Genomic DNA, 22,181 nt, shown 5'->3' on the forward strand with positions numbered 1-22,181 from the left:
GTTCAGGGCCGACTTGCAAGCCCATTGTAGGATCAGCCCCCCCCGAGCCCTCCCAATATCCCTCGAATTAAGCATCGGTCGTCTTGACAGCCCCGGCTTAAAACATATACACCATGGGCATGCCCCACTCAAACCAGCCACTCCTGGTGATCCAGGATCAGCATTTTCTCCAGCACGATACCGGCCCGGACCATCCCGAGGGCTCCTGGCGCTTAACCGCCATCGCCCAGCGCCTGGGGGCCGGCTCGCTGGCGGGCCGCATCGCCACCTTTCCCTCCCGGCCGGCTCAACGTCAGGAGCTGACGGCGATCCACGACGAAAACTACCTGCTCCGCTTCGAGGAGGCGGCCCTGACCGGCCGCAGCTATCTCGACCATCCCGACAACCAGATCTGCTATGATAGTTACCAGGCCGCCCTGCTGGCCGCCGGGGCCGGACCCGCCGCCATCGACCTGCTGGAGGCGGGTCAAGGTTGCGCCGCTTTCGCGGCGGTGCGCCCCCCGGGCCACCATGCCGAACGGGCGATGGCTTTGGGTTTTTGTTTTTTCAACAACGCGGCGGTGGCGGCCCGCTACTGGCAAAACCGTTACCAGCGGCGCCGGCTGATGATCATCGACTGGGATGCTCATCATGGCAACGGGATCCAGGCCGCCTTTGAAGAGGATCCGGAGGTATTTTATCTCAGCATCCATGAACACCCGACCTGGAGCTTTCCCGGGACCGGGTGGGGCGAGGAGCGGGGCAGTGGAGCCGGCCGGGGGACCACCCTCAACCTGCCCCTGCCGCCGGGGGCTGACGACGCGGCGGTACTGCGCCTGATCAGCGAAAAGGTGGAGCCGGCCCTGGCCGACTTCCGGCCCCAGGCCCTGATCATCGCAGCCGGCTTTGACGGCCATCGCGATGATGATATGTCCGGACTGGCATACAGCGACCAACTCTACCGGCAACTGGGCCGAGCGGCCGCCTCCTGGGCCGGCCGCCACTGCCCCGGCCGGCTGCTCACCTTGCTGGAGGGGGGCTACCGGACCGACATTCTGCCCCTGGCGGTTGAAAACTACCTTACGGGCCTGCTCGCCGAAGAGCTGCCGGCAGCCGACAGTCAAACCCATTCCAACCAGCAAAGGGAAATGCCATGAAGATCAGTCAACATATGACCCGGCCGGTGGTGACCGTGCCGCCGGAACTCACCATCCCCGAAGCGCGCGAGTTATTGCGCTCCCGCCATTTTCGCCACCTGCCGGTGGTGGATGGAGAGGGCGCCCTGCTGGGGATAGTCACCGATCGTGATCTGCGCTCGGCCTACCCCTCCACCGTCCTCGACGAAGCCGAGGGCAAGGCCCGCCTCCAGGATCTGGCCCAAACCCCGGTCAGCTCCATCATGAGCCAGGCCATCTTCACCCTGCCCGCCGCCGCCACCCTGGATGACGCCCTGCTGCTGCTGGACCGGGAACAGGTCGGCGCCCTGCCGGTGGTCGACGAGGGGGGCAGGGTGGTGGGCATTTTCTCCATCCGCGACCTGATGCGGGCCTACCGCACCCTCTTCGGTTTGGGGGAACGGGGTTCGGCCATGCTGACCCTGCTCGATGACGGCCGGCCCCGCCCCCTGAGCCGCCTCTGCGCCGCCCTGGAACAGGCCGATATCCATTTCAACCGACTGCTCAAGACCCAGGCCGAAGATGGTCGTAAAATTATTTATCTGCGAGTCAACACCTATAATCTGGCCGCGGTGCACAAAGTTGCCGCCGCCGCCGGTTTCGAGCCCCATCGGGAAGCATAGGCCAAAACGTCGGCGGCCATCACTCCGCGCGACTCAGCTGACTTGCAAAGAGGTGAAACCATGCCGTCCCCACTGCACCCCCTGCTCTATCCCGCCAGCATCGCCATTATCGGTGCCTCGCGCACGCCCGGTAAAGTTGGCCATGACATCCTGGCCAACCTGCTGGCCAGCGGTTTCACCGGAGAACTGGTGCCGGTAAACCCGGCCGGCAGCGAAATCCTGGGATTAGCCTGCCTGCCGGAACTCAAAGGATCGGGGAAGAAGATCGATCTGGCGGTGATTGCCGTACCCAGGCCCCTGGTGGAGGGGGCGGTCACCGACGCCCTGGCCGCCGGGGCCGGAGCGGTGGTGGTGATTACCGCCGGCTTCAAGGAGATGGACGCCCAAGGAGCGGCCCTGGAAAAAAGGCTGGCCGCTCTCTGCGCCGCCCGCCAGGCCAGAATGCTGGGCCCCAACTGCCTGGGCCTGATCAACAGCCGCCACCGAATGAACGCCTCCTTTGCCGCCAAAATGCCAACCCCCGGCGATATTTCGGTGATCTCCCAATCCGGGGCCCTGGCCACCGCTATCCTTGACCTGGCGGCGGGCCGCCACCTGGGCCTGGCCAAGCTGATCAGCATCGGCAACAAGGCGGATATCAGCGAGGTCGATCTACTCTTGGCCCTGACCGCCGACCCCGACACCAAGGTGATTATAGCCTATTTGGAGGATATCAGCTCCGGGGAGGAGTTTATCAAGGCGGCCACCGAAACCAGCAGCCAAAAACCGGTGGTGATCCTCAAGTCCGGCACCACCGCCGCCGGCCAGCAAGCCGCCTCCTCCCACACCGGCGTCCTGGCCGGAGCCGACCTCGCTTATGGCGCCGCCTTCCGCCGCTCCGGGGTGATCCGGGCCGACACCTTCGAATCCCTCTTCGATTACGCCACCGCCTTCGCCATGCAGCCCCTGCCGGCCGGTGACCGGGTGCTGATCATCACCAACGCCGGCGGGCCAGGGACCATGGCCGCCGATGCCGTCGAACAGGCGGGAATGAAGGTGGCGGTGCTGGACAGCAACACCGCCGCCGCCCTGCGCAGCAAACTGCCCCGGGCCGCCAGCGTCGGTAATCCCATCGACGTGCTGGGGGATGCCGAACCGGAACGTTATGCCACGGTGCTGACCGCCGCCCAGGACGATCCGGCGGTGGACGCCATCGTGGTGATCCTCACCCCCCAGGCCATGACCAGACCGGCGGAGACCGCCCGGGCCATCGCCGCCTGCCTTAAAGGGGACAAGCCGGTGGTAGCCGCCTTCATGGGGGGCGAGGATGTCCTGCCCGGCCGGGCCGAACTGGTGGCTGCGGGGCTGCCCGACTACCCCTCGCCGGAACGGGCGGTGGCCGCCCTCAAGGCGATGTATGACTATGCCTGCTGGCGCAAGCGGCCGCCGCGGGTGGTCACCCGCTTTCGGGTCAACCGGCGGCGGGTGGAGCGGATCATCACCCGCCGGCTGCGCAGCGGCCACAGCCAGCTGGGCGAGGTCAAATCCAAGAGCGTGCTGGCGGCCTACGGCTTCCAGGTGCCGGAGGGCTATCTGGCCACCACCACCGAAGAGGCGGTGGAGGTGGCGGAACGGATCGGTTTTCCGGTGGCCCTCAAGATCGTCTCTCCCGATATCATCCACAAATCGGATCTGGGCGGGGTACGGCTCAATGTGATCGACGCCGCCGCCACCCGGGATGCCTTCGACCTGATGATGCTGCGGATCGGCCAGCGGGCCCCCAACGCCCTGGTGGAGGGGATCTACGTGGAAAAGATGCTGAACAAGGGGCTGGAGGTGATCATCGGCATGAGTCGCGACCCCCAGTTCGGACCGATGCTGATGTTCGGCCTGGGCGGCATCTTTGTCGAGGTGATGAAGGATGTCACCTTCCATCTGGCCCCCATCAGTGAAGCCGACGCGGTAATGATGTTGAAATCGACCCGCTCCTATGAAATTCTCGAGGGCCGACGGGGGCAACAGGGGGTCGACCTGGTGGCCATCGCCCAGGGGTTGCAGCGGATCAGCCAGCTGACCACCGATTTCCCCCAGATCACCGAGCTGGATATCAATCCTTTTATCGTCGGCGAAATCGGCCGCCCACCGGTGGTGGCCGACGCCCGCATGACCCTGAGGTGATAATGATGACGAGCCATTTACAGATCAACACCGACCCCGACTGGCGACAACGGTATCAGGACCTGCTCTGCACCCCCGACCAGGCCCTGGGCAAGCTCAGGCCCGGGCAGCGGGTCTTCATCGGCACCGCCTGCGCCGAACCTTCCGCCCTGGTCAAGGCCCTGACCAGCCGGGCCGGAGAGCTGACCGACGTGGAGATCGTCCAGCTGCTGACCAAAGGGGAGGCCTCCTATACCGCCGATCGGCTCCACGACTGTTTTCACATCAACAGCTTCTTCATCGGCCGGGCGATCCGGGAGCATATCCAGCAGGGCCTGGGCGACTACACCCCCACCCTGCTCTCCGACATCCCTCGGCTCTTCTCCTCCGGCCAGCTGCCCATCGACGTGGCCCTGATCCAGGTTTCAGAACCGGACACCCGGGGCAAGGTCAGCCTCGGGATCTCGGTGGACGTGGTCAAAAGCGCCACCGAGAACGCCTCCCTGGTTATCGCCCAGGTCAACCCCCGAATGCCCCGCACCCTGGGCGACAGCTTTATCGATATTTATGATATCGACCTGCTGGTGGAAGCCGAAGAGGAGATCATCGAACGCCAGTCCACGGTCCCCACCCCGGCGGCCCGGCAAATCGGGGAACATATCGCCGCCTTGATCGAGGACGGCTCCACCCTGGAGTTCGGTATCGGCCGCATCCCCCATTCACTGGTGGAGTTTCTCCGCGACAAAAGAGACCTGGGGATTCACACCGAGATGATCACCGACTCCATTCTGGAGTTGATCGAGGCCGGGGCGATCAGCGGCGCCCGCAAGACCACCGATCGGGGTCGCATTGTCGCCAGTTTCTGCATGGGATCCCGCAAGCTCTACGACTTTGTCGACAATAATCCCCTCTTCAGCTTCCGGCCCACCGAATATGTCAACGATCCCCACATCATCAGCCGCCAGCATAAGATGGTGGCAATCAATATGGCCCTGGAGGTCGATCTCACCGGCCAGGTCTGCGCCGACTCCTTAGGCTCCCGCTTCTTTTCCGGAATCGGCGGCCAGGTCGATTTCAACCGGGGCGCGGCCGCCGCCGTGGGGGGCAAAGCGGTGATCGCCCTGGAGTCCACGGCCAAAAAGGGGGAGGTCTCCCGAATCGTCACCCACCTGACCCCCGGAGCCGGAGTGGTGACCACCCGAGGGGAGGCCCACTACATCGTCACCGAGTACGGGGTGGCCTATCTCCACGGCAAAAGCGTTCAGGAACGGGCCATGGCCCTGATCAGCATCGCCCATCCCAAATTCCGGGAAAGGCTGTTCCGGGAAGCGCTGGCGGCCAAATATCTGCGTCGCGAGATGGCGGATCTTGATGGTCGACTGCTGATGGTTTCCCAGGAGATGCAAACCTCAACTCTGCTCGACGACGGCACCCAGGTCTCCTTTCGACCGGTCCACCCCACCGACGAGCCCCGGATGCGCGACCTGCTCTACGCCCTCTCCCAGGAGACCTTATATTACCGCTTCATGAGCGCCAGCGGTCGCTTCGCCCACCAGGAGATTCAGAATTTCGTCTATATCGATCACCGCAAGGACGCCGCCATCGTCGGCACCGTTCCTGAAGCCCATGGAGAGGATATCATCGCAGTGGGTCGCTACTATCTGGATGAAAAAACCAACCGGGCCGAGGTGGCCTTCGTCATCCGTGATGAATGGCAGAACCGGGGGATCGGCACCTTTCTCTTCAAACATCTGGTGGGGATCGCCAAGCGTAACGGCATCGCCGGTTTCACCGCCGAAGTGCTGCGGGACAACCGGCGGATGCAGGCGATCTTCAACCACAGCGGCTACACCGTCCAGAGCAAGGTGGAGGGGGACGTCTACAGCTACAGCATCGATTTCGGCTAAAAAAACGGGGAGAAAAGGCTGGTTACAGCACTTTCTCCCCATGCATGCGAGGAAAACTGTAACGCTAAAACTCAGCGAGCCGCTTTCTTGCCTTTGGACGCGGCCTTCTTGGGGGCGGCCTTCTTGGGGGCGGCCTTGACCGAACTCTTTTTAGCCGCCGCTTTCTTGGCCGGAGCGGCCTTGACTGGAGCTTTTTGGGCTGCCGCCTTCTTGGCCGGCGCCACCTTGGCCGGAGCTTTCCTGGCCGCCGCCTTCTTGACCGGCGCCGCCTTGGCCGCACTCTTCTTAGCCGCGGGCTTCTTGGCCGGCGCCGCCATAACCGGCGTTTTGGGAGCCGCCGGGGCCACCGCGGGCTTACGGCCTCGCCGGGTGGCGGCCGGCTTCTTCAGGCCCAGGCGTTCGGCCTCCTTCTCCTGCCGAATCTGACAGGCCAGTTCGAAGGCCTTCTCCTGGCCGTGGCGCCGGATGGAGATGGAGGTCTTGCCCTGCTTGCCCAGCTGGTTGACCCAGCTCACCTCATAGCGATTCAGTTTTTCGTTGTGCCGGACGCCGACCACCCCGGTCTTGGTGTTGCTCACCGTCACGATATGCTTGTCGGTCCGAATTTTGCCCAGACTGATCTCGGTCTGATCGCGCCAGGCCAGGGCCGCCAGCAGGCTGGAATAGCGGCCGCCGTGTTTGCCGTCGGAAAAGAATTTGGCATGGGTCTTGCCCTGAAAACGGACACGCACATACCACCCATGGGTCCTTTTGCTCTCCTGGTCGATCCGGGCGACATCCTTGTGTTTTTCCAGCTTCGATCTTTTAACCATCTTATCTGCTCTCCTTTGATTTTAACTTAACACTCCGCCGGCCCATTGACCCCTAACATAAACAAATCAATACAACAAGTACAGCACTCAACTTCCTGGCACCTTTTGGCTGCAACACCTCTTTTCCGGGATGGCCAATCACCATATTCTGACAGGGTCTTGCAGTTCCCTATCACACACAAGCAATCTACATACCAACAACCAGTCAAACTGGATAATATTTTCAATCTGTTGTATTTACAGCTAATTTAAACCTGATCCCTTTCCCCGCAACTCCATCCGCAATCCCCGCTGGTCCATTTTGTCGCACTTGGGGCGAATTCAGCCGCATGACATGCGACAAGGGTGGGGCAAAGCAACCATCTTGCAATCTCCCGCCGGTCAGGGTAGCCTTGCCCCCATCAACCTCGCCGATTCTCCCCCACCGGCTAAGCCGGGACCATTATTAAACGCCCAAGAGGAAGCCATGACCCCCCAGAATTCAGTCGACTCCTTCAAGCAGCTGATCGAAATTGTCGCCCGCCTCCGGGCCCCCGACGGCTGCCCCTGGGATCGTAAACAGACTCCGGAAACTTTTAAGGGATATTTACTTGAGGAAACCCATGAGTTGCTGGAGGCCCTGGAGGGAGACAACCGCGAGCACATTCGCGAGGAGCTGGGCGACCTGCTGTTCCAGGTACTTTTTCTCTGCCAGCTGTACAGCGAGGAGGGATCCTTCACCCTGGATGAGGTAATTGACGGCATCAAAAGCAAAATGATCCGCCGCCACCCCCACGTCTTCGGCGACGCCAAGGTCGAGTCGGAAGCTGACTTGCGCCGCCAGTGGCTGGCGATCAAGGCCGATGAGAAAAAAAGCCGGACATTGGGCTCTTGACAGCAGGGCCGCAGGCATGGTAAAGGTCTCCTTTTTCCGTGCGGCGGCTATTTGTCCCGCCGCGATCTTTTCACCTCTTTGCTCTCTCGCCAGGATTCGGGGGGGCCGCATGCCCGTAAGGAGGAAACCGTGCGTAACTATGAGAGTGTCATCATCATCCGTCCCGGCGATGCCGCCGAGACCGAACTCACCGCCATCACCGAAAAATATTCGGCGGTGATCACCGACCATGGGGGCGAGATCGCCGGCATTGACCGCTGGGGCCTCAAGAAGCTCGCCTACCCGATCAAGAAGGAGACCCAGGGGGTTTACATCCTGGCCCGCTTTGCCGCCACCCCCGAAGGGGTCAAGGAGATGGAGCGTCTGCTGCGGATCGACGATCGAATCCTCAAGTACCTCACGGTCAAACTCACCGGCACCGGGGAGCCCTTCTCCCTGACCGATGAAGATGAGGCTACTTCCGGCGATAACGACGACAACGACGATAACGAGTAAAAGGGCCTGGGGAAAGACGACTACGATTGACAACCCCACCGCCGGCACCAACTCTTTGATGATCTGAGGAACACACCATGATGAAACGCAATAAATTCTTCGGCCGCCGCAAGGTCTGCCGTTTCTGTGCCGACAAGAGCATTGTCATTGATTATAAGGATGTTAAGACCCTGCGCAGTTTTCTCACCGAACGGGGCAAGATCATTCCCCGGCGGATCTATGGCAACTGCGCCAAGCATCAGCGTCAGTTGTGCGAAGCGATCAAGCGGGCCCGACAGATCGCGCTGCTGCCTTACTCCGGCAATCCTTATCTATAGAGCTTTCGGGATTTCAACTTGTTGAACCATGGGGGCGGGGCGTCATTCTCACCGGAACGGCTCAAGGCGCCGCTGCTGATTGCGGCCCCCTTGCTGCTGCCGCTTTGGGGGCCGGGACTATCCTGGCTGCACGCCCTGGTTCCCCTGGCCGTGGCCTATCACCTGGTGATCCTGGGCGGCCGGCAGGGCAACGGCGCCGTAGTGAAGGCCCTGCTCCTGGCCGGCCTGGTCGCCCTGCTCAGCGGGGAGTTGTTGCTCTATCTTTTCGGTCTGACCATGGTTCCCCTGGGTTATATTCTGGCCCACGCCATCCAGCGCCGCGATTCCGCGACCTGGACCGGACTGAAGGGGTTGGCCTACCTGGTCGTGCTCTGGCTTTTGCTGGGGGCCTACGCCGGGATGAGCGGAGCGCCCAGCCCCCTGCAGATGGTGCATGAAAGTATTGACCACGCTCTGACCGCCGGGGGACTAGGGGAGCCGGAGTTGGCCGCCGCCCTTGAAGGGCTGCGTGATTTCGTCAACCGGGTCTGGCCGGCCCTTTTTGCGATTTCGCTGATCGGCCTGATCTGGCTCAACCTGCTCACCAGCCACTGGCTGCTGCGGCGAAAAGAGTTAAGCCCCTGGCCCGATCTTCGCCTCTGGCGAATGCCCGACCATTTCGTGGCGGTGGCGGCCTTGGCCCTGCTCTTTCTGTTGCTCCGGATCGAGCCCTTGGCCACCATTGGCCTGAATGGGGTGCTGCTCATGGGCATCCTCTATTTCATGCAGGGCCTGGGGGTAATGAGCTATCTGATGGCTTATTGGAACCTGCCGCCGCTGCTACGGGGCGTCTGTTACGCCCTGGTCCTGCTCCAGGGCTACGGGATGATGTTACTGGCCCTGCTGGGGATGGCCGAAGTCCGGCTCAATCTGCGCCGGCGCCTGCAATTAAAATATCCATCAGCATAACTGCTGATAATTTGAACAAAACGGAGAATTGAACCATGGAACTGATCCTCAAGGAAACCATCGATACCCTGGGTGAAGTGGGCGATGTCGTAAGGGTGAAGCCCGGCTACGGCCGTAATTACCTGTTACCCCAGGGCAAGGCGCTGCTGGCCACCAAGAGTAATCTCGCCGTGCTGACCAAGCAGCAGGCCGCCATCGACGCTCGCCGGGCCGAACAGCGCGGCCAGGCGGAAAAGCTGGCCGCCAGCATCGCTGCCGTCACCGTAACCATCGCTCAGCGCACCGGCGAAGACAACAAGCTCTACGGTTCGGTGACCAGTGCCGATATCGTAGCCGGCCTGGCCGCCCAAGGGGTGGAGGTAGACAAGAAGAAGCTGCTGCTGGATGAACCGATCAAGACGCTGGGCAGCCACACCGTGATTTACAAGGCCGGCTACCAGGTAACCGCTGAAGTCAAGGTGGAAGTTGTGGCTCAGGAGGAAGATGCCGCCAGCGCCCCCGCCGACAACCAGACCGCCGCCTGATCTTTCCTCCGGTTTCCGCGGGGCCCTAGCCGGCCCGCGGAAACCGGAGGACTACTAGCTCTTAACAGCTTTGCCAGGAGCCCCCCACCAGGAACCCATGGAAAACAGATCCGGTTCCGCCGGCCCCACCATCCATCGCCTGCCGCCCCAGAATGTCGAGGCCGAGCAGTGCGTTCTGGGCTCCATCCTGCTGCAACCCGGCGCCATGGCCCGAGCGGTGGAGATCCTCAGCCCCGATGACTTCTACCGGGAAGCCCACCGCGCCATCTACACCGCCATGGTGGCTCTCTTCGAGAAGAGCGAGCCCCTGGACCTGATCACCATCACCAGTCTGCTCCAGGACACCCGTAAGCTCGACGGCGTGGGCGGTCCGGGCTATCTGGCCTCCCTCACCGACCTGGTGCCGGTGGCCGCCAATATCGCCCATTACGCCCGCATCGTGCGGGACAAGGCGATTCTCCGCCGCCTGATCCAGACCAGCACCGAGATCGCCGGCCGCTGCTACGAGGAACAGGACGATATCGACGGCCTGCTCGATGAGGTTGAGCAGACCGTCTTCGAGATCTCCCGAGCCAAAAGTGGTCAGTCCTACTGGCCGATGAAGACGGTGATCAACGCCACCTTCAAGCATGTTGAATCGCTTTACGAGCGCAAGGAACATATCACCGGGGTTCCCACCGACTACCACGAACTCGACCGGATGACCGCCGGGCTGCAACCCGCCGACCTGATCATTCTGGCCGCCCGCCCCAGTATGGGCAAAACAGCCCTGGCCATGAACATCGTTCAGCACGTGGCCCTGATGCACAAAACCCCGGTGGGGGTATTCAGCCTGGAGATGTCCAAGGAGCAGTTGGGGCTGCGGATGCTCTGCTCGGTGAGCCGGGTCGATTCCCAGCGTCTGCGGACCGGTTTTCTCAAGGAGCAGGATTGGCCCAAACTGACCCGGGCCTACAACATGCTGCTCGACGCCCCCATCTACATCGACGACACCCCCGCCATCACCGTCCTGGAGATGCGGGCCAAAGCCCGCCGGCTCAAGACCGAACACAATATCGGCATGCTGGTGGTGGATTACCTCCAGTTGATGCGGGGCCGCAGCAACGTCCAGTCCCGGGAACAGGAGATCAGCGAGATCTCCCGCTCACTTAAAGCGATGGCCAAGGAGCTGAGCGTTCCGGTCATGGCCCTTTCCCAGCTCAACCGAAGCCTGGAAAGCCGGCCCAACAAACGGCCCCAGCTCTCCGACCTGCGCGAGTCGGGCGCCATCGAGCAGGATGCCGACGTGATCTGCTTTATCTATCGCGACGAGGTTTACAACAAGGCCGAGGACAATCCCAAACGGGGAATCGCCGAACTGATCATCGGGAAACAGCGCAACGGCCCCACCGGCACGGTGGAGCTGGCCTTCCTCGACCACTTCACCACCTTCGAAAATCTGGCCCGCCAGGATTATTCCCCCGCGGCCTGATTCCCCGCCCAATTTTGATCGAGGCGGTTGTTTTTTAGGCGGCAGTCAGGTAAAAGAGCAGGACTCACCGGCAGCTGCCATCAAATAAAATTTTCCGGACCTTTACCGATCATGAGCAACAACCTGTCCCGTTATGATTTCGCGGCCATCGAGGAGAAATGGCGCACCCGCTGGCTGACCGCCAAAACCTGGAAAGTCACGGTCGACCCCAACCGCCAGAAATATTATGTCCTGGAGATGTTCCCCTACCCCTCCGGGCGGATCCACATGGGGCATGTCCGCAACTATACCATCGGCGACGTGGTCGCCCGCTATCGGCGGATGAGGGGAGACAACGTCATCCATCCCATGGGCTGGGACGCCTTCGGCCTGCCGGCGGAAAACGCCGCCATCAAAAACGATACCCACCCCGCCAAGTGGACCTTTGAGAATATCGACTACATGCGGGGCCAACTCCAGCGCCTGGGCCTGAGCTACGACTGGGACCGGGAACTGGCCACCTGCAAGACCGACTACTACCGCTGGGAACAGCTCTTCTTCCTCAAGATGTATGAAAAAGGGCTGGCCTACCGCAAAAAAACCACCGTCAACTGGTGTGAGCCCTGCCAGACGGTACTGGCCAATGAGCAGGTGATCAACGGCACCTGCTGGCGCTGCGACACCCTGGTCACCCCCCGTGAGATGCAGGGCTGGTTCCTCAAGATCACCGCCTACGCCGAAGAGCTGCTGGCCGGTTGCGACCAGCTGCCGGGCTGGCCGGAAAAGGTGCTGACCATGCAGCGCAACTGGATCGGCAAAAGCCTCGGGGCGGAGATCGAATTTCCGGTGGAGGGCCGGGCCGACAAGCTGACCATCTTCACCACCCGGCCGGACACCATCTTCGGCGCCACCTTCATGTCCCTGGCTCCGGAGCATCCCCTGGTGACCCAGTTGAGCCGGGGCACTGAACAGGAAGCGGCGGTGGCCGACTTCGTGAAGCGGACCGTCGCCGCCCGCCGCCGCCTCAAACCCGGTGAAGAACCCGAGAAGGAGGGGGTCTTCACCGGCGGCTACTGTCTCAATCCCTTCACCGGCACCCGGCTGCCGATCTACGCCGCCAACTTCGTGCTGATGGAATATGGCACCGGGGCGGTGATGGCGGTTCCGGCCCACGATCAGCGCGACTTCGAATTCGCCACACTTTACCGGCTGCCCATCGTCCCGGTGGTCCTGCCCGAGGGGGCAGAACTGACCGCCGAGACCATGACCCAGGCCCACGAGGGCCCCGGAAATCTTAGCGACTCCGGCGAGTTCACCGGCCTGGACTGGGAGGAGGCCAAAGCGGCGATAACCCGGCGGGCCGAGGAGCAGGGATTCGGTCGGGCCAGGACCACCTATCGTCTCCGCGACTGGGGGATCTCCCGCCAGCGCTACTGGGGCACCCCAATTCCGGTAATCCATTGCCAAAAATGCGGAATCCAGCCGGTACCGGAGGCCGACCTGCCGGTGGAACTGCCCACCGATGTCAAGATCGATAAATCCGGCAAGTCGCCCCTGCATACCCTGGAAAGTTTTATCCGGACTACTTGCCCGGCCTGCGGCGGCCCGGCCCGGCGGGAAACCGACACCTTCGACACCTTCATGGAATCCTCCTGGTATTTCGCCCGCTACGCCTGCCCCGATTTCCATGACGGCCCGCTGGGCCGCGACCAGGTCGACTACTGGCTGCCGGTGGATCAGTACATCGGCGGGGTGGAGCATGCCATCCTCCATCTGCTCTACTCCCGCTTCTTCACCCGGGTATTGCGCGATCTCGGCTACCTGGGAATCGACGAACCCTTCACCAACCTCCTCACCCAGGGGATGGTGATCAAGGATGGCAGCAAGATGAGCAAATCCAAGGGCAACGTGGTCGATCCCAGCGAGCTGATCGCCAGGTTCGGGGCCGATACCGTGCGGCTCTTCAGCCTCTTTGCCGCCCCCCCTGAACGGGACCTGGAGTGGAACGACCAGGGGGTGGAGGGCGCCTTTCGCTTCCTGAGCCGAATTCAGCGCTTTGTCGGCGATCATCTGGAGCTGCTGCGCCGGGCCGACGACGCTCTGCCGGCCACGCTAAGTGAGACCGACCGGGCCCTGCACCGCAAAACCCACCAGACCATCCGCAAGGTCGGCCGCGACCTGGAGAGCGATTTTCACTTCAACACCGCCATCAGTGCGGTGATGGAGCTGACCAACACCCTCTTCGCCCTCACCGCCCCCGAAAGCAAGGAAACTCCGCAGCCGCCCCTGGTGCGCCGGGCGGTGGAAGCGATCCTCACCCTGCTCTTCCCCATGGTCCCCCACCTGACCGCCGAACTGTGGGAGGTCACCGGCCACGACCGGGAGCTGGATGCCATCCCCTGGCCGGAGTACGATCCGGAAGCCGCCAAGGATGAAGAGATCACGGTGGTGATCCAGGTCAAAGGCAAGGTCCGCGGCCGCCTGCAGGTGGCGCCGGGCACCGCCGAGGATGAGCTGCGGCAACTGGCCCTGGCCGACGACAAGGTCAAGGGGTTCATCGGTGAGGCCCCGATCCGTAAAGTCATTGTCGTGCCGGACAAGCTGGTCAATATCGTAATCTAACCATCCCCCAAGAGATGAAACCTCAAACCGGACCGACTATAATTCTGGCTGTGCTGGCGGCAGGCTGGCTGTTGCTGGCTTCCTGCGGCTACTACAACCCCAACGTGCTGCCGGAACAGCGCGACCTGCCTCCCACCCGACTTTACGCCCCCATGTGGCAAAATGCCACCAACGAGCTGGGGCTGGAAAGCCGAGCCCACGGGGCGGTGAGCGACTGGTTGCTGCAGTCGGGCCGCATCGTCCTGGTGGCCGATCAAGAGGAAGCGGAATATATTCTGACCGGTCGGATCAGTTCCATCCGCTATCCCGGCTTCTCCTACGACATCACCACCACCGCCCGCGCCCTCAATGCGGTGCTGACCAGTTCCGTCAGTCTGACCGAAAGGGAAAGCGGCCGGATAATCTGGCAAAATCCCAGCCTGCGCCTGGAGGAAACCTACAACCTGGACGCCAGCGTCAGCCAGACCGACGCCAACCAGCGCGAGGCTCTGCGCCTGCTGGTTGACAGCCTGGCCGAACAGGTATACCTGCGGGTGTTGCGCAGCTTGACCGCCGTACACAGATATCGCTAACCCAGACACTTGATATTTCCATCAGTAAAGCCCATCGGAGGAAGAGATGACCATACCCCGTAAACAACTTGCCAACGCCATCCGCGCCCTGAGCATGGACGCCATCCAGAAAGCCAACTCCGGCCACCCCGGCGCCCCCATGGGGATGGCCGACATCGCCGAAGTTCTGTGGAACGATTTTCTCAAACACAACCCGGCCAATCCCAGCTGGCCCGACCGGGACCGTTTCGTCTTCTCCAACGGCCACGGCTCGATGCTGCTCTACTCGGTGCTGCATCTGACCGGTTACGATCTGAGTATCGAAGATATCAAGAACTTCCGCCAGCTCCACTCCAAAACCCCGGGGCATCCCGAACACGGCTACACCCCCGGGGTGGAAACCACCTCCGGCCCCCTGGGCCAGGGGATCGCCAACGCGGTGGGCATGGCCATCGCCGAACGGACTCTGGCCGCCCAGTTCAACCGGCCCGGTCACCGGATCATCGACCACTACACTTACACCTTTCTGGGCGATGGCTGCATGATGGAGGGGATCTCGCATGAGGCCTGCTCCCTGGCCGGCACCTTGGGCCTCAATAAGTTGATCGCCCTCTACGACGACAACGGGATCTCCATCGACGGTGAGGTCGCGGGCTGGTTCTCCGAGGATATCCCCCAGCGCTTCCGCTCCTACGGCTGGCAGGTGATCGCCGGAGTGGACGGCCACGATCCCGAGGCGATCAAGGCGGCCATCACCGAGGCCCGTGAAGAGCAGCAGCGGCCCACCCTGATCTGCTGCAAAACCATCATCGGCTGCTGCTCCCCCAACAAGCAGGGGAAAGAGACCTGTCACGGCGCCCCGCTGGGTGAAGAGGAGATCAAGCTGACCCGGGCCGAGATGGATTGGCCCCATCCCGCCTTTGTGATCCCCGAGGAGATCGCCGCCGCCTGGAACGCCCGGGCCCGGGGAGCGGAGGCCGAAGGGTCCTGGCAGGAGAAGATGGCCGCCTACACCAAGGCTTTCCCCCGGGAAGCGACGGAACTCCAGCGCCGGCTCAGTGGCCGCTTACCCGCCGACTGGGCCCAACAGGCGGCGGCCTTCGTGGCCGCCAGCGAGGAGAAAGCGGCCAAAGTGGCCAGCCGCAAGGCTTCCCAGTTGGCCCTGGAAGGCTACGGCCCGCTGCTGCCGGAGCTGATCGGCGGCTCCGCCGATCTGGCCGGCTCCAACCTCACCATCTGGTCCGGCAGCCGCGATATCAAACAGCACCACGACGGCAACTACATCTATTTCGGGGTGCGGGAGTTCGCCATGATGGCCATCGGCAACGGCCTGGCCCTCCATGGCGGCTTTATCCCCTACACCGCCACCTTCCTGGTCTTTGCCGATTATGCCCGCAACGCCATTCGCATGGCCGCGCTGATGAAGCAGCGGGCCATCTTCGTGCTGACCCACGACTCCATCGGCCTGGGTGAGGACGGTCCCACCCACCAGCCGGTGGAACATGCCGCCTCTCTGCGGCTGATCCCCAACCTCCAGGTCTGGCGACCCTGCGACGCCGGGGAAACCGCGGTGGCCTGGAAAACGGCCCTTGAACGGGAGGATGGCCCCAGCGCCCTGCTCCTTTCCCGGCAGAACCTGCCCCACCAGCCCCGTACTCCGGCACAGAGCGCCACGGTAAGCCGGGGCGGTTATATTCTGCGGGATTGCCAGGGCACTCCCGAACTGATCCTGCTCGCCACCGGCTCGGAGGTGGAGCTGGCCGTTGCCGCCGCCACCAAACTGGCCGAAGCCGGCAGGCAGATCCGGGTGGTCTCCCTGCCCTGCCTGGAGCTGTTCGAGGCCCAGGATGAGAGCTATCGCCAAAGCGTGCTTCCCGACGGGGTGGCGGCCCGGATCGCCATCGAAGCCGGTCGCAGCGACGGCTGGTACAAGTATGTCGGCCGCCGGGGCAAGGTGATCGGTCTGGATCGTTTCGGGGAATCGGCCCCGGCCGAGCAGCTTTTCCCGCTCTTCGGCTTCACGGTGGAAAAGGTGCTGGCGGCTGCCGCCGAATTAACCGGCAAGTAGTGGCTGCTGTTCTACGAATTGGGGGAATAACGGCCTCCAGCCCCCTGGTGGCCGCTCCCCTGGCCGGGTACTCCGACCTGGCCTTTCGCCTGCTTTGCCGGGAGTATGGGGCCGGAATCTGCTGGTCGGAGATGATCAGTTGCCACGGGGTGGTGCGCCGCCAGTCCCGGACCCTGGATCTGGCGGCGACGGTGGCGGCGGAACGGCCGGTGATTATGCAGCTCTTCGGCTCCGAACCGGAGATCATGGCCGAGGCGGCGGCCATCCTGAGCGAACTGCCCATCGACGGCCTCGATATCAATATGGGCTGCCCGGTGCGCAAGGTGGTCAAACGGGGGGCGGGCTCGGCCTTGATGAAGGAGCCCCGACTGGCCGCCAACCTGACCCGGGCGGTGGTGGCGGCCACCAGGCTGCCGGTAACCGTCAAGATCCGCTCGGGCTGGAACCACCAGGCGATCACCGCCCCGGAGTTCGCCAAAATGCTGGCCGACTGCGGGGCAGCCGCCATCACCATCCATGGTCGCACCTGGAGCGACGGCTTCACCGGCCGGGCCGATCGCCGGGTGATCGCGGCGGTGAAAGCGGCGGTGGATATTCCGGTGATCGGCAACGGCGATATCGTAAGCCATGGCGAAGCCCTGGCGATGATGGCTGAAACCGGTTGCGACGGGGCGATGATCGGCCGGGGGGCCTTGGGTTCCCCCTGGGTTTTCACCCCGGATTGCCCCGAACACCCGCCCCTGGCTCCCCGCCTCCGCGCCGCCCTGCGCCATCTCCTTTTGCTCCGGGAGTTCCACCCCCGCTGCAACCCGATCCACGCCAGGAATCAGTTGGGCCGCTATTTCAGGGCCCTGCCCAACGGCGCCCTCCTGCGCAAACAGATTTACGACCTCGGTGACACCGACCAACTGGAAAACTTTTTGCGCGGTTTACTTGCCGGGGAACAGCAAGGAAAAGCTGGGGCGCTTTAGCGCTGGCCGCGGATAAACTCCTGGTAGAGATCCACATCACGACGGCTGCCGACCACCAGGGGAACCCGCTGGTGAAGGCCATCGGGCTGGATCTCGCTGATCTCCAGGCCGTCATCGGTGATGGCCCGCCCGCCGGCCTGCTCCACCAGAAAGGCCATGGGAGCGGCCTCATAAAGGAGACGCAGCTTGCCGTAGGGTTTGGTGGGGTCCTTGCTGTCGCTGGGATAGAGAAAAACGCCGCCGGCGATCAGGTTGCGGTGGAAATCGGCGACCATCGAACCGATATAGCGGGCGCTGTATGGGCGGCCGGTGGCCCTGTCCTCCTCCTTGAGGTATTCGATATAGCGGCGCACCGGCTCCTGCCAGTACCGATAGTTGCCCTCATTGACACTGAGATACTTGCTCTTCTCGGGAATCCGGATGTCGGGATGGGAGAGGAAAAACTCGCCCACGCTGGGATCCAGGGTAAAGCCCTGGACCCCTTCGCCGGTGGTGAAAACCAGCATGGTACTGGAGCCGTAGATGATGTAGCCGGCCGCCACCTGCCGACCGGCGGGCTGGAGCAGGTCCGACTCATCCCCGGGTCCGCCGTCGGGGGAGAGCCGGCGATGGATGGAGAAGATGGTGCCGATGCTGACATTGACATCGATATTGCTGGAACCGTCCAAGGGATCAAAGGCCAGGGTGTATTTACCCTCGTAGCCCTCCACCACCGGAATGATATCGGCCTCCTCCTCGGAGGTCATGGCGCAGATATAGCCGCAGCGAGCCATCCGTCGTTTGATGGTGTTGTTGGCAAAATCATCCAGTTTCTGAACATGCTCGCCCTGAATATTGGTCTTGCCGCTCATCCCCAGAATATCGGCCAGGCCGGCCATGTTGACCTCGGCCGAGATGGTCTTGGCCGCCACGATCAGTTCGTTGAGCAGGCCGGTGAGATCACCGGTGGCCTCGGGATGGAGGCGCTGGCTGTCCATGATATGACGACTTACCGTTATTCCCAAAGGTCTGGTCATGCTTGTCTCTCCCTGATCCCAAAGCTGTCATCTTGAAGGTCTGGCCGCTGGCGGGTCCCGCTTGCCGGATCAACTTAAGCAAGATGGGGAAGGCGGTCAAACAAATTCCGCTTTAAAGCGGCCTTTTGCCCCCCTTTGCGCTTGACAGCCCCGGCGAAAAAACTCATTTTGGCCCGATGTCTGCCATGGAACCGCACCCCCCAACCGCTCCCAGGGCCCACCTGCCCGCCGGGGAGTGGCGCTCATACGTGATCCTCTTTGCCGGCAACCGCAACTATCTGCGGTTCTGGCTGGCCGGGGTGATCAGTCAGTTGGGCAACTGGTTCAACTATATCGCCGTCTTTGTCCTGCTCAACGAGTTGGCCGGCTCCGGGGTGGCGGTAAGCTGGTTCCTGATCGCCAAGTTCATGCCCACCGCCATTCTGGCCCCGGCGGCCGGGGTCATCGCCGACCGTTTCTCCCGCAAGAGGATCATGATCGCCTGCGATCTGGGCCGGATCTTCGTGGTGCTGGCCTTTCTGCTGATCCGCGACTCCTCGCTGATCTGGCTGGTTTTCGTGCTGGCCCTGATCCAGGAGGCGATGTGGAGCTTTTACGATCCGGCCCGGCGGGCCTCGGTGCCCAATATCTGCCGCCCCGAGGAGCTGCACCTGGCCAACGCCCTTTCCGGGGCCACCTGGTCGATCATGCTGGCGGTGGGGGCGGCCCTGGGCGGCCTGGTCACCGCCGCCTGGGGCTGGCAGACCGCCATTGTGCTCGATGCCCTCACCTTCGCCCTTTCCGCCCTGCTGCTCAACACGGTTATTCTGCCCCATACCTCCCGCCAGCGGGAGGGCAAGACGGGATGGCGGGAATACACCGGGCTTAATGATCTGGTGGCCGGCTTCAGCTACCTGGCCGGGCACCGGCACGTGGCCGCCCTGCTGCTGGTCAAGAGCGGCTGGGCCCTCTCGGGGGGGATCATGGTGATGCTGGCGATCTTCGGCGAGCAGGTTTTCCAGGTGGGGGGCCAGGGCGGAGGCGGCAGCGGCATCCTCTACAGCATGCGCGGGGTGGGGGCGGCCATCGGCCCGATCCTGGCCTGGCGACTGCTGGGGGAGAGCGACCAGCAGATGTACCGTTCCATCGGCCTGGCCTTTTTTCTGGCCTGTGCCTGCTATCTCGGCTTCAGCCAATCCCCCACCCTGGCCTGGGCGGCCCTCTTCGTGATGCTGGGCCATCTGGGCGGGTCGGTACAGTGGGTATTCAGCACCACCCTGCTGCAGAAAAAGGTGGAGGACCAGTTCCGGGGCCGGATCTTCGCCGCCGAGATGGCTCTGCTCACCCTGATCCTGAGTTTATCGACCTATTTCACCGGGGCGGCCCTGGACCGGGGCGCCGACCCGCGCACGGTCACCGCCGTGCTGGCCCTGCTCTTCCTGCTGCCCGGCACCCTCTGGACCATCTACGCCAAATTGCGTCTCCGGGCCAGCAAGGCCCGCTGAGGCGGCGGCCGCCAGGGCCAAATAGTGTTCACCCTCCCCGGGGCGGCCATGTTTCAGGCAACCCCGACCATAGATCAGAGATTTACGAACCAGTTCCCGGCGGGCCAGCTCGACCTGAGCGGCGGTAAGCTTGGCCTCGGCCAGCAGTTTTCGCAGGGCCTTGATCCGAAACCGATCCATGCCCAGGCGATAACGCACCGAAAGCTGGTCGCTGCGGCCACCATGTTTCTCGGTCAAGGGCAGGTCGACAAACAGCACCGGGAAGCGGGCCGTTACCCGTAGCCAAAGTTCGTAATCCTCGCAGCAGGGCAGTTCCTCGTCAAACCCGCCCACCTCCTCCAGCAAGCGGCGCCGCAACATCACGGTGGACATTCCGATCACGCACAGCTCCAGACTGCGGGCGAAGAGATCACCCCCCTCCTTGCGATGGCGTTTTTTGGGGTTGAGATGCTCGCCCCGCCGCCGCCAGACCTCTTCGGTATGGGAGAGCGGCAGGCGGGAATTGGCGGCCATGGCCGCCGCCTGGATGGCCAGCTTGCCCGGCAGAAAACGGTCATCGCAGTCAAGGAAGGCCAGCAGGTTGTGGGAGGCCTGGCGAACCCCCAGATTACGGGCCGCCGACGGGCCCCGGTTTTCCTGAAAAAGATAGCGCAACTCCAGGGCCGGGGCGGCGGAGAGGGTCAACTCCCCCGCCCAGTCGCGCACCACCTGCCGGGTATGATCGCTGGAGCCGTCGTCCACCACCAGCAGTTCCAGGGGGCGATAATCCTGCTCCACCACCGATGCGATGGCTCGCTTAAGCCAATCGGCCCGGTTATGGGTGGGGATAATAACGGAGACCGGTTCCACCATGGCCAGATCAATCCGGTTTGGGGACGACAAAATTTCCATGGATCAATTTACGACCCCGGCTGCTGGTGAGCTGGCTGACGGAAAAAAGCAGGGAGGAGGTCTCATCGGCCTGCACGGCGGTTTCCCGACCGATCAGTTCGACTCCGGCCAGATCGAGGCGGCTGGCGGTCACCGCCAGGGCCGTATCCCCCTCGACCCGCAGGCCGCTGGCCACCACCACCGAATCGACAATCCGCAAAACGGTCCCCTCGCCCCGGATCACCCCCTGCTCAATGGTGACCCGCGATCCCCGGATGGTCACCCCGTTGGCATGGAGATCCACCAGCCGGATCTCGCTGCAGTCGACAATCTCCAGCCGATCATAACGACCGCTGAAGGTCAGGCCCTGCTCATTCTGGCAGATTCCAATCCGGCCGGTGGGTTCAAGGGGGGGAACCCTGGGCGGGGGGCTCTCAACCAGAGCCTTGTTCAGGGCCGCCCGGAACAGCTTGGGCTGCTGGACCATCGGGACATGACCGGCGCCGGGAATCACCAGCAGGCTGGCCTGGGGCAGCAGGACTTCCAACAGCAGGCCGGTGCGCAGAGGGGTGACCTGATCCTCCCCCCCCCAAATGATGAAGGTGGGGGCCTGCACCGTTCGCAGGGTCCGGCTGAAATCCTCCTGGACCAGGGCCAATCCGGCGATCCGCCCCGGGTCGCCGGCCAGAACCCGGGCGCGCAGGGTTTCGCTGGCCAGGATCTGCTCCACATCCATGGGCAACTGGGGCAGGCTGGTGATCAGGTTCCCCACCCACTCGTCAATCCGCTCCAGCGGCCGGGTGGGCAGCTGGGGCAAACGTCCCCGCAGATTGGGATCGAGCATGTCCCGGGTTATTATTTTCCGATGGAGAATACCGGCCACATCGATCAGCACCAGCCGTTGCACCTGGCGAGGGTAATCGGCGGCAAAACGCAGGGCCACCCCCCCACCCAGCGAATGCCCCACCAGCACCACCGGTTCGGTGCTGAAACGATCAACCAGCCAACGCAGATAGGCGGCATACTCCTTGGGCGAGTAAAGGCGATTGAGCTTGTCGGAACGGCCAAACCCGGGCAGATCCACCGCCAGCACATGGTAATCGACGGCCAGCTCCTCAATGAGTCCGGCCCAGGTGGAGGAGGCTTGATCACCCAGGCCGTGCACCAGCAACAGAGTTGGGGAGTTGCCCCGACCCGCCTCCAGGAGAAAGGCCTGGCCACCAAAAATCGGCTCATCCACCAGATGCTCCCGGACCGGGGGGGGGTGAGCTCCCACCGCCAACGGCCAGCAGCAGAGCAAGAACAACAATATTTGCAATTTTAATAAGCGCATCCTGGGCTCTCAAGGGCCGAATTGGG

The 22,181-nt window shown here is 63.0% G+C and carries 18 protein-coding genes and 1 pseudogene; 15 read left to right on the top strand and 4 right to left on the bottom strand.

The features are described 5' to 3' along the window. Nucleotides 1–119: 119 nt before the first annotated feature. From ACHHRT_RS00465 to ACHHRT_RS00480, 4 genes are read left to right on the top strand one after another with little or no spacing between them, the layout of a single operon-like run. On the top strand, nt 120–1,136 hold the full coding sequence (locus ACHHRT_RS00465) for a histone deacetylase family protein (RefSeq protein WP_395496695.1): 1,017 nt from the start codon (nt 120–122) through the stop codon (nt 1,134–1,136). Next, nucleotides 1,133–1,777: a CBS domain-containing protein gene (locus ACHHRT_RS00470; protein WP_395496696.1), complete on the top strand. Its 645-nt coding sequence runs from the start codon at nt 1,133–1,135 to the stop codon at nt 1,775–1,777. The genes ACHHRT_RS00465 and ACHHRT_RS00470 overlap by 4 nt, the downstream gene beginning before the upstream one ends. A 60-nt stretch (nt 1,778–1,837) precedes the next feature. Further along, complete coding sequence (locus ACHHRT_RS00475; RefSeq protein ID WP_395496697.1) at nt 1,838–3,934, top strand: acetate--CoA ligase family protein; 2,097 nt, start codon at nt 1,838–1,840, stop codon at nt 3,932–3,934. 5 nt (nt 3,935–3,939) lie between these two features. Continuing rightward, nucleotides 3,940–5,820, top strand: a complete 1,881-nt coding sequence (locus tag ACHHRT_RS00480) for a GNAT family N-acetyltransferase (RefSeq protein WP_395496698.1) — start codon at nt 3,940–3,942, stop codon at nt 5,818–5,820. A gap of 71 nt (nt 5,821–5,891) precedes the next feature. Here ACHHRT_RS00480 and ACHHRT_RS00485 read toward each other — a convergent pair whose 3' ends face one another. Continuing rightward, a complete protein-coding gene (locus tag ACHHRT_RS00485) occupies nt 5,892–6,632 on the bottom strand; it encodes an AP2 domain-containing protein (RefSeq protein WP_395496699.1) in 741 nt (246 codons plus the stop codon). 466 nt (nt 6,633–7,098) lie between these two features. On the opposite strand from ACHHRT_RS00485, the gene ACHHRT_RS00490 reads away from it, so the two are divergent. The 10 genes from ACHHRT_RS00490 to dusB all read left to right on the top strand — a co-directional run bounded on the left by ACHHRT_RS00490 (nt 7,099) and on the right by dusB (nt 17,452). After that, nucleotides 7,099–7,506, top strand: a complete 408-nt coding sequence (locus ACHHRT_RS00490; protein WP_395496700.1) for a MazG family protein — start codon at nt 7,099–7,101, stop codon at nt 7,504–7,506. Between the two features lie 129 nt (nt 7,507–7,635). Further along, nucleotides 7,636–8,001: a 30S ribosomal protein S6 gene (gene rpsF / locus ACHHRT_RS00495; RefSeq protein ID WP_395496701.1), complete on the top strand. Its 366-nt coding sequence runs from the start codon at nt 7,636–7,638 to the stop codon at nt 7,999–8,001. Nucleotides 8,002–8,078: 77 nt separating this feature from the next. After that, nucleotides 8,079–8,318 carry a 30S ribosomal protein S18 gene (gene rpsR, locus ACHHRT_RS00500; RefSeq protein ID WP_395496702.1) on the top strand — a complete coding sequence of 80 codons (240 nt, stop codon included), beginning with the start codon at nt 8,079–8,081 and terminating at the stop codon, nt 8,316–8,318. 21 nt (nt 8,319–8,339) lie between these two features. Beyond that, nucleotides 8,340–9,266, top strand: a complete 927-nt coding sequence (locus ACHHRT_RS00505; protein WP_395496703.1) for a DUF2232 domain-containing protein — start codon at nt 8,340–8,342, stop codon at nt 9,264–9,266. Between the two features lie 35 nt (nt 9,267–9,301). Next, complete coding sequence (gene rplI, locus ACHHRT_RS00510) at nt 9,302–9,790, top strand: 50S ribosomal protein L9 (RefSeq protein WP_395496704.1); 489 nt, start codon at nt 9,302–9,304, stop codon at nt 9,788–9,790. 97 nt (nt 9,791–9,887) lie between these two features. Beyond that, nucleotides 9,888–11,261: a replicative DNA helicase gene (gene dnaB / locus ACHHRT_RS00515; RefSeq protein ID WP_395496705.1), complete on the top strand. Its 1,374-nt coding sequence runs from the start codon at nt 9,888–9,890 to the stop codon at nt 11,259–11,261. A 111-nt stretch (nt 11,262–11,372) separates the two neighbouring features. Continuing rightward, nucleotides 11,373–13,862 (top strand): leucine--tRNA ligase, encoded by a 2,490-nt coding sequence (gene leuS / locus ACHHRT_RS00520; protein WP_395496706.1) that lies wholly within the window; start codon nt 11,373–11,375, stop codon nt 13,860–13,862. 14 nt (nt 13,863–13,876) lie between these two features. Then, complete coding sequence (lptE, locus tag ACHHRT_RS00525; protein ID WP_395496707.1) at nt 13,877–14,434, top strand: LPS assembly lipoprotein LptE; 558 nt, start codon at nt 13,877–13,879, stop codon at nt 14,432–14,434. 46 nt (nt 14,435–14,480) lie between these two features. Then, on the top strand, nt 14,481–16,481 hold the full coding sequence (gene tkt, locus ACHHRT_RS00530) for a transketolase (RefSeq protein ID WP_395496708.1): 2,001 nt from the start codon (nt 14,481–14,483) through the stop codon (nt 16,479–16,481). Next, nucleotides 16,481–17,452, top strand: coding sequence for a tRNA dihydrouridine synthase DusB (gene dusB, locus ACHHRT_RS00535; protein ID WP_395496709.1), 972 nt, complete (start codon nt 16,481–16,483; stop codon nt 17,450–17,452). Before tkt ends, dusB begins: the two co-directional genes overlap by 1 nt. Here the strand turns inward: dusB and fbp are convergent. Continuing rightward, on the bottom strand, nt 17,449–18,468 hold the full coding sequence (gene fbp / locus ACHHRT_RS00540) for a class 1 fructose-bisphosphatase (RefSeq protein WP_395496710.1): 1,020 nt from the start codon (nt 18,466–18,468) through the stop codon (nt 17,449–17,451). The two genes, dusB and fbp, sit on opposite strands and share 4 nt — an antisense overlap. 185 nt (nt 18,469–18,653) lie before the next feature. Between fbp and ACHHRT_RS00545 the strand changes: the two are divergent. Beyond that, nucleotides 18,654–19,763 (top strand): annotated as a pseudogene (locus ACHHRT_RS00545) (MFS transporter); the annotation flags it as partial. A 42-nt stretch (nt 19,764–19,805) separates the two neighbouring features. On the opposite strand, the gene ACHHRT_RS00550 reads toward ACHHRT_RS00545, so the two are convergent. Beyond that, a complete protein-coding gene (locus tag ACHHRT_RS00550) occupies nt 19,806–20,804 on the bottom strand; it encodes a glycosyltransferase family 2 protein (protein ID WP_395496711.1) in 999 nt (332 codons plus the stop codon). Nucleotides 20,805–20,811: 7 nt separating this feature from the next. Continuing rightward, nucleotides 20,812–22,128 carry an alpha/beta fold hydrolase gene (locus ACHHRT_RS00555; RefSeq protein ID WP_395496712.1) on the bottom strand — a complete coding sequence of 439 codons (1,317 nt, stop codon included), beginning with the start codon at nt 22,126–22,128 and terminating at the stop codon, nt 20,812–20,814. Nucleotides 22,129–22,181: the final 53 nt, after the last annotated feature.

It is taken from the genome of Desulfurivibrio modestus, assembly GCF_044068625.1.
In the GTDB taxonomy this organism is placed as follows: domain Bacteria; phylum Desulfobacterota; class Desulfobulbia; order Desulfobulbales; family Desulfurivibrionaceae; genus Desulfurivibrio.

Excerpts from the sequence above, each read along its gene's own strand:
- ACHHRT_RS00465 (WP_395496695.1), top strand. The coding sequence starts at position 120 with ATGCCCCACTCAAACCAGCCACTCCTGGTGATCCAGGATCAGCATTTT.
- ACHHRT_RS00470 (WP_395496696.1), top strand. The coding sequence starts at position 1,133 with ATGAAGATCAGTCAACATATGACCCGGCCGGTGGTGACCGTGCCGCCG.
- ACHHRT_RS00475 (WP_395496697.1), top strand. The coding sequence starts at position 1,838 with ATGCCGTCCCCACTGCACCCCCTGCTCTATCCCGCCAGCATCGCCATT.
- ACHHRT_RS00480 (WP_395496698.1), top strand. The coding sequence starts at position 3,940 with ATGACGAGCCATTTACAGATCAACACCGACCCCGACTGGCGACAACGG.
- ACHHRT_RS00485 (WP_395496699.1), bottom strand. The coding sequence starts at position 6,632 with ATGGTTAAAAGATCGAAGCTGGAAAAACACAAGGATGTCGCCCGGATC.
- ACHHRT_RS00490 (WP_395496700.1), top strand. The coding sequence starts at position 7,099 with ATGACCCCCCAGAATTCAGTCGACTCCTTCAAGCAGCTGATCGAAATT.
- rpsR (WP_395496702.1), top strand. The coding sequence starts at position 8,079 with ATGATGAAACGCAATAAATTCTTCGGCCGCCGCAAGGTCTGCCGTTTC.
- rplI (WP_395496704.1), top strand. The coding sequence starts at position 9,302 with ATGGAACTGATCCTCAAGGAAACCATCGATACCCTGGGTGAAGTGGGC.
- dnaB (WP_395496705.1), top strand. The coding sequence starts at position 9,888 with ATGGAAAACAGATCCGGTTCCGCCGGCCCCACCATCCATCGCCTGCCG.
- leuS (WP_395496706.1), top strand. The coding sequence starts at position 11,373 with ATGAGCAACAACCTGTCCCGTTATGATTTCGCGGCCATCGAGGAGAAA.
- lptE (WP_395496707.1), top strand. The coding sequence starts at position 13,877 with ATGAAACCTCAAACCGGACCGACTATAATTCTGGCTGTGCTGGCGGCA.
- tkt (WP_395496708.1), top strand. The coding sequence starts at position 14,481 with ATGACCATACCCCGTAAACAACTTGCCAACGCCATCCGCGCCCTGAGC.
- fbp (WP_395496710.1), bottom strand. The coding sequence starts at position 18,468 with ATGACCAGACCTTTGGGAATAACGGTAAGTCGTCATATCATGGACAGC.
- ACHHRT_RS00550 (WP_395496711.1), bottom strand. The coding sequence starts at position 20,804 with ATGGTGGAACCGGTCTCCGTTATTATCCCCACCCATAACCGGGCCGAT.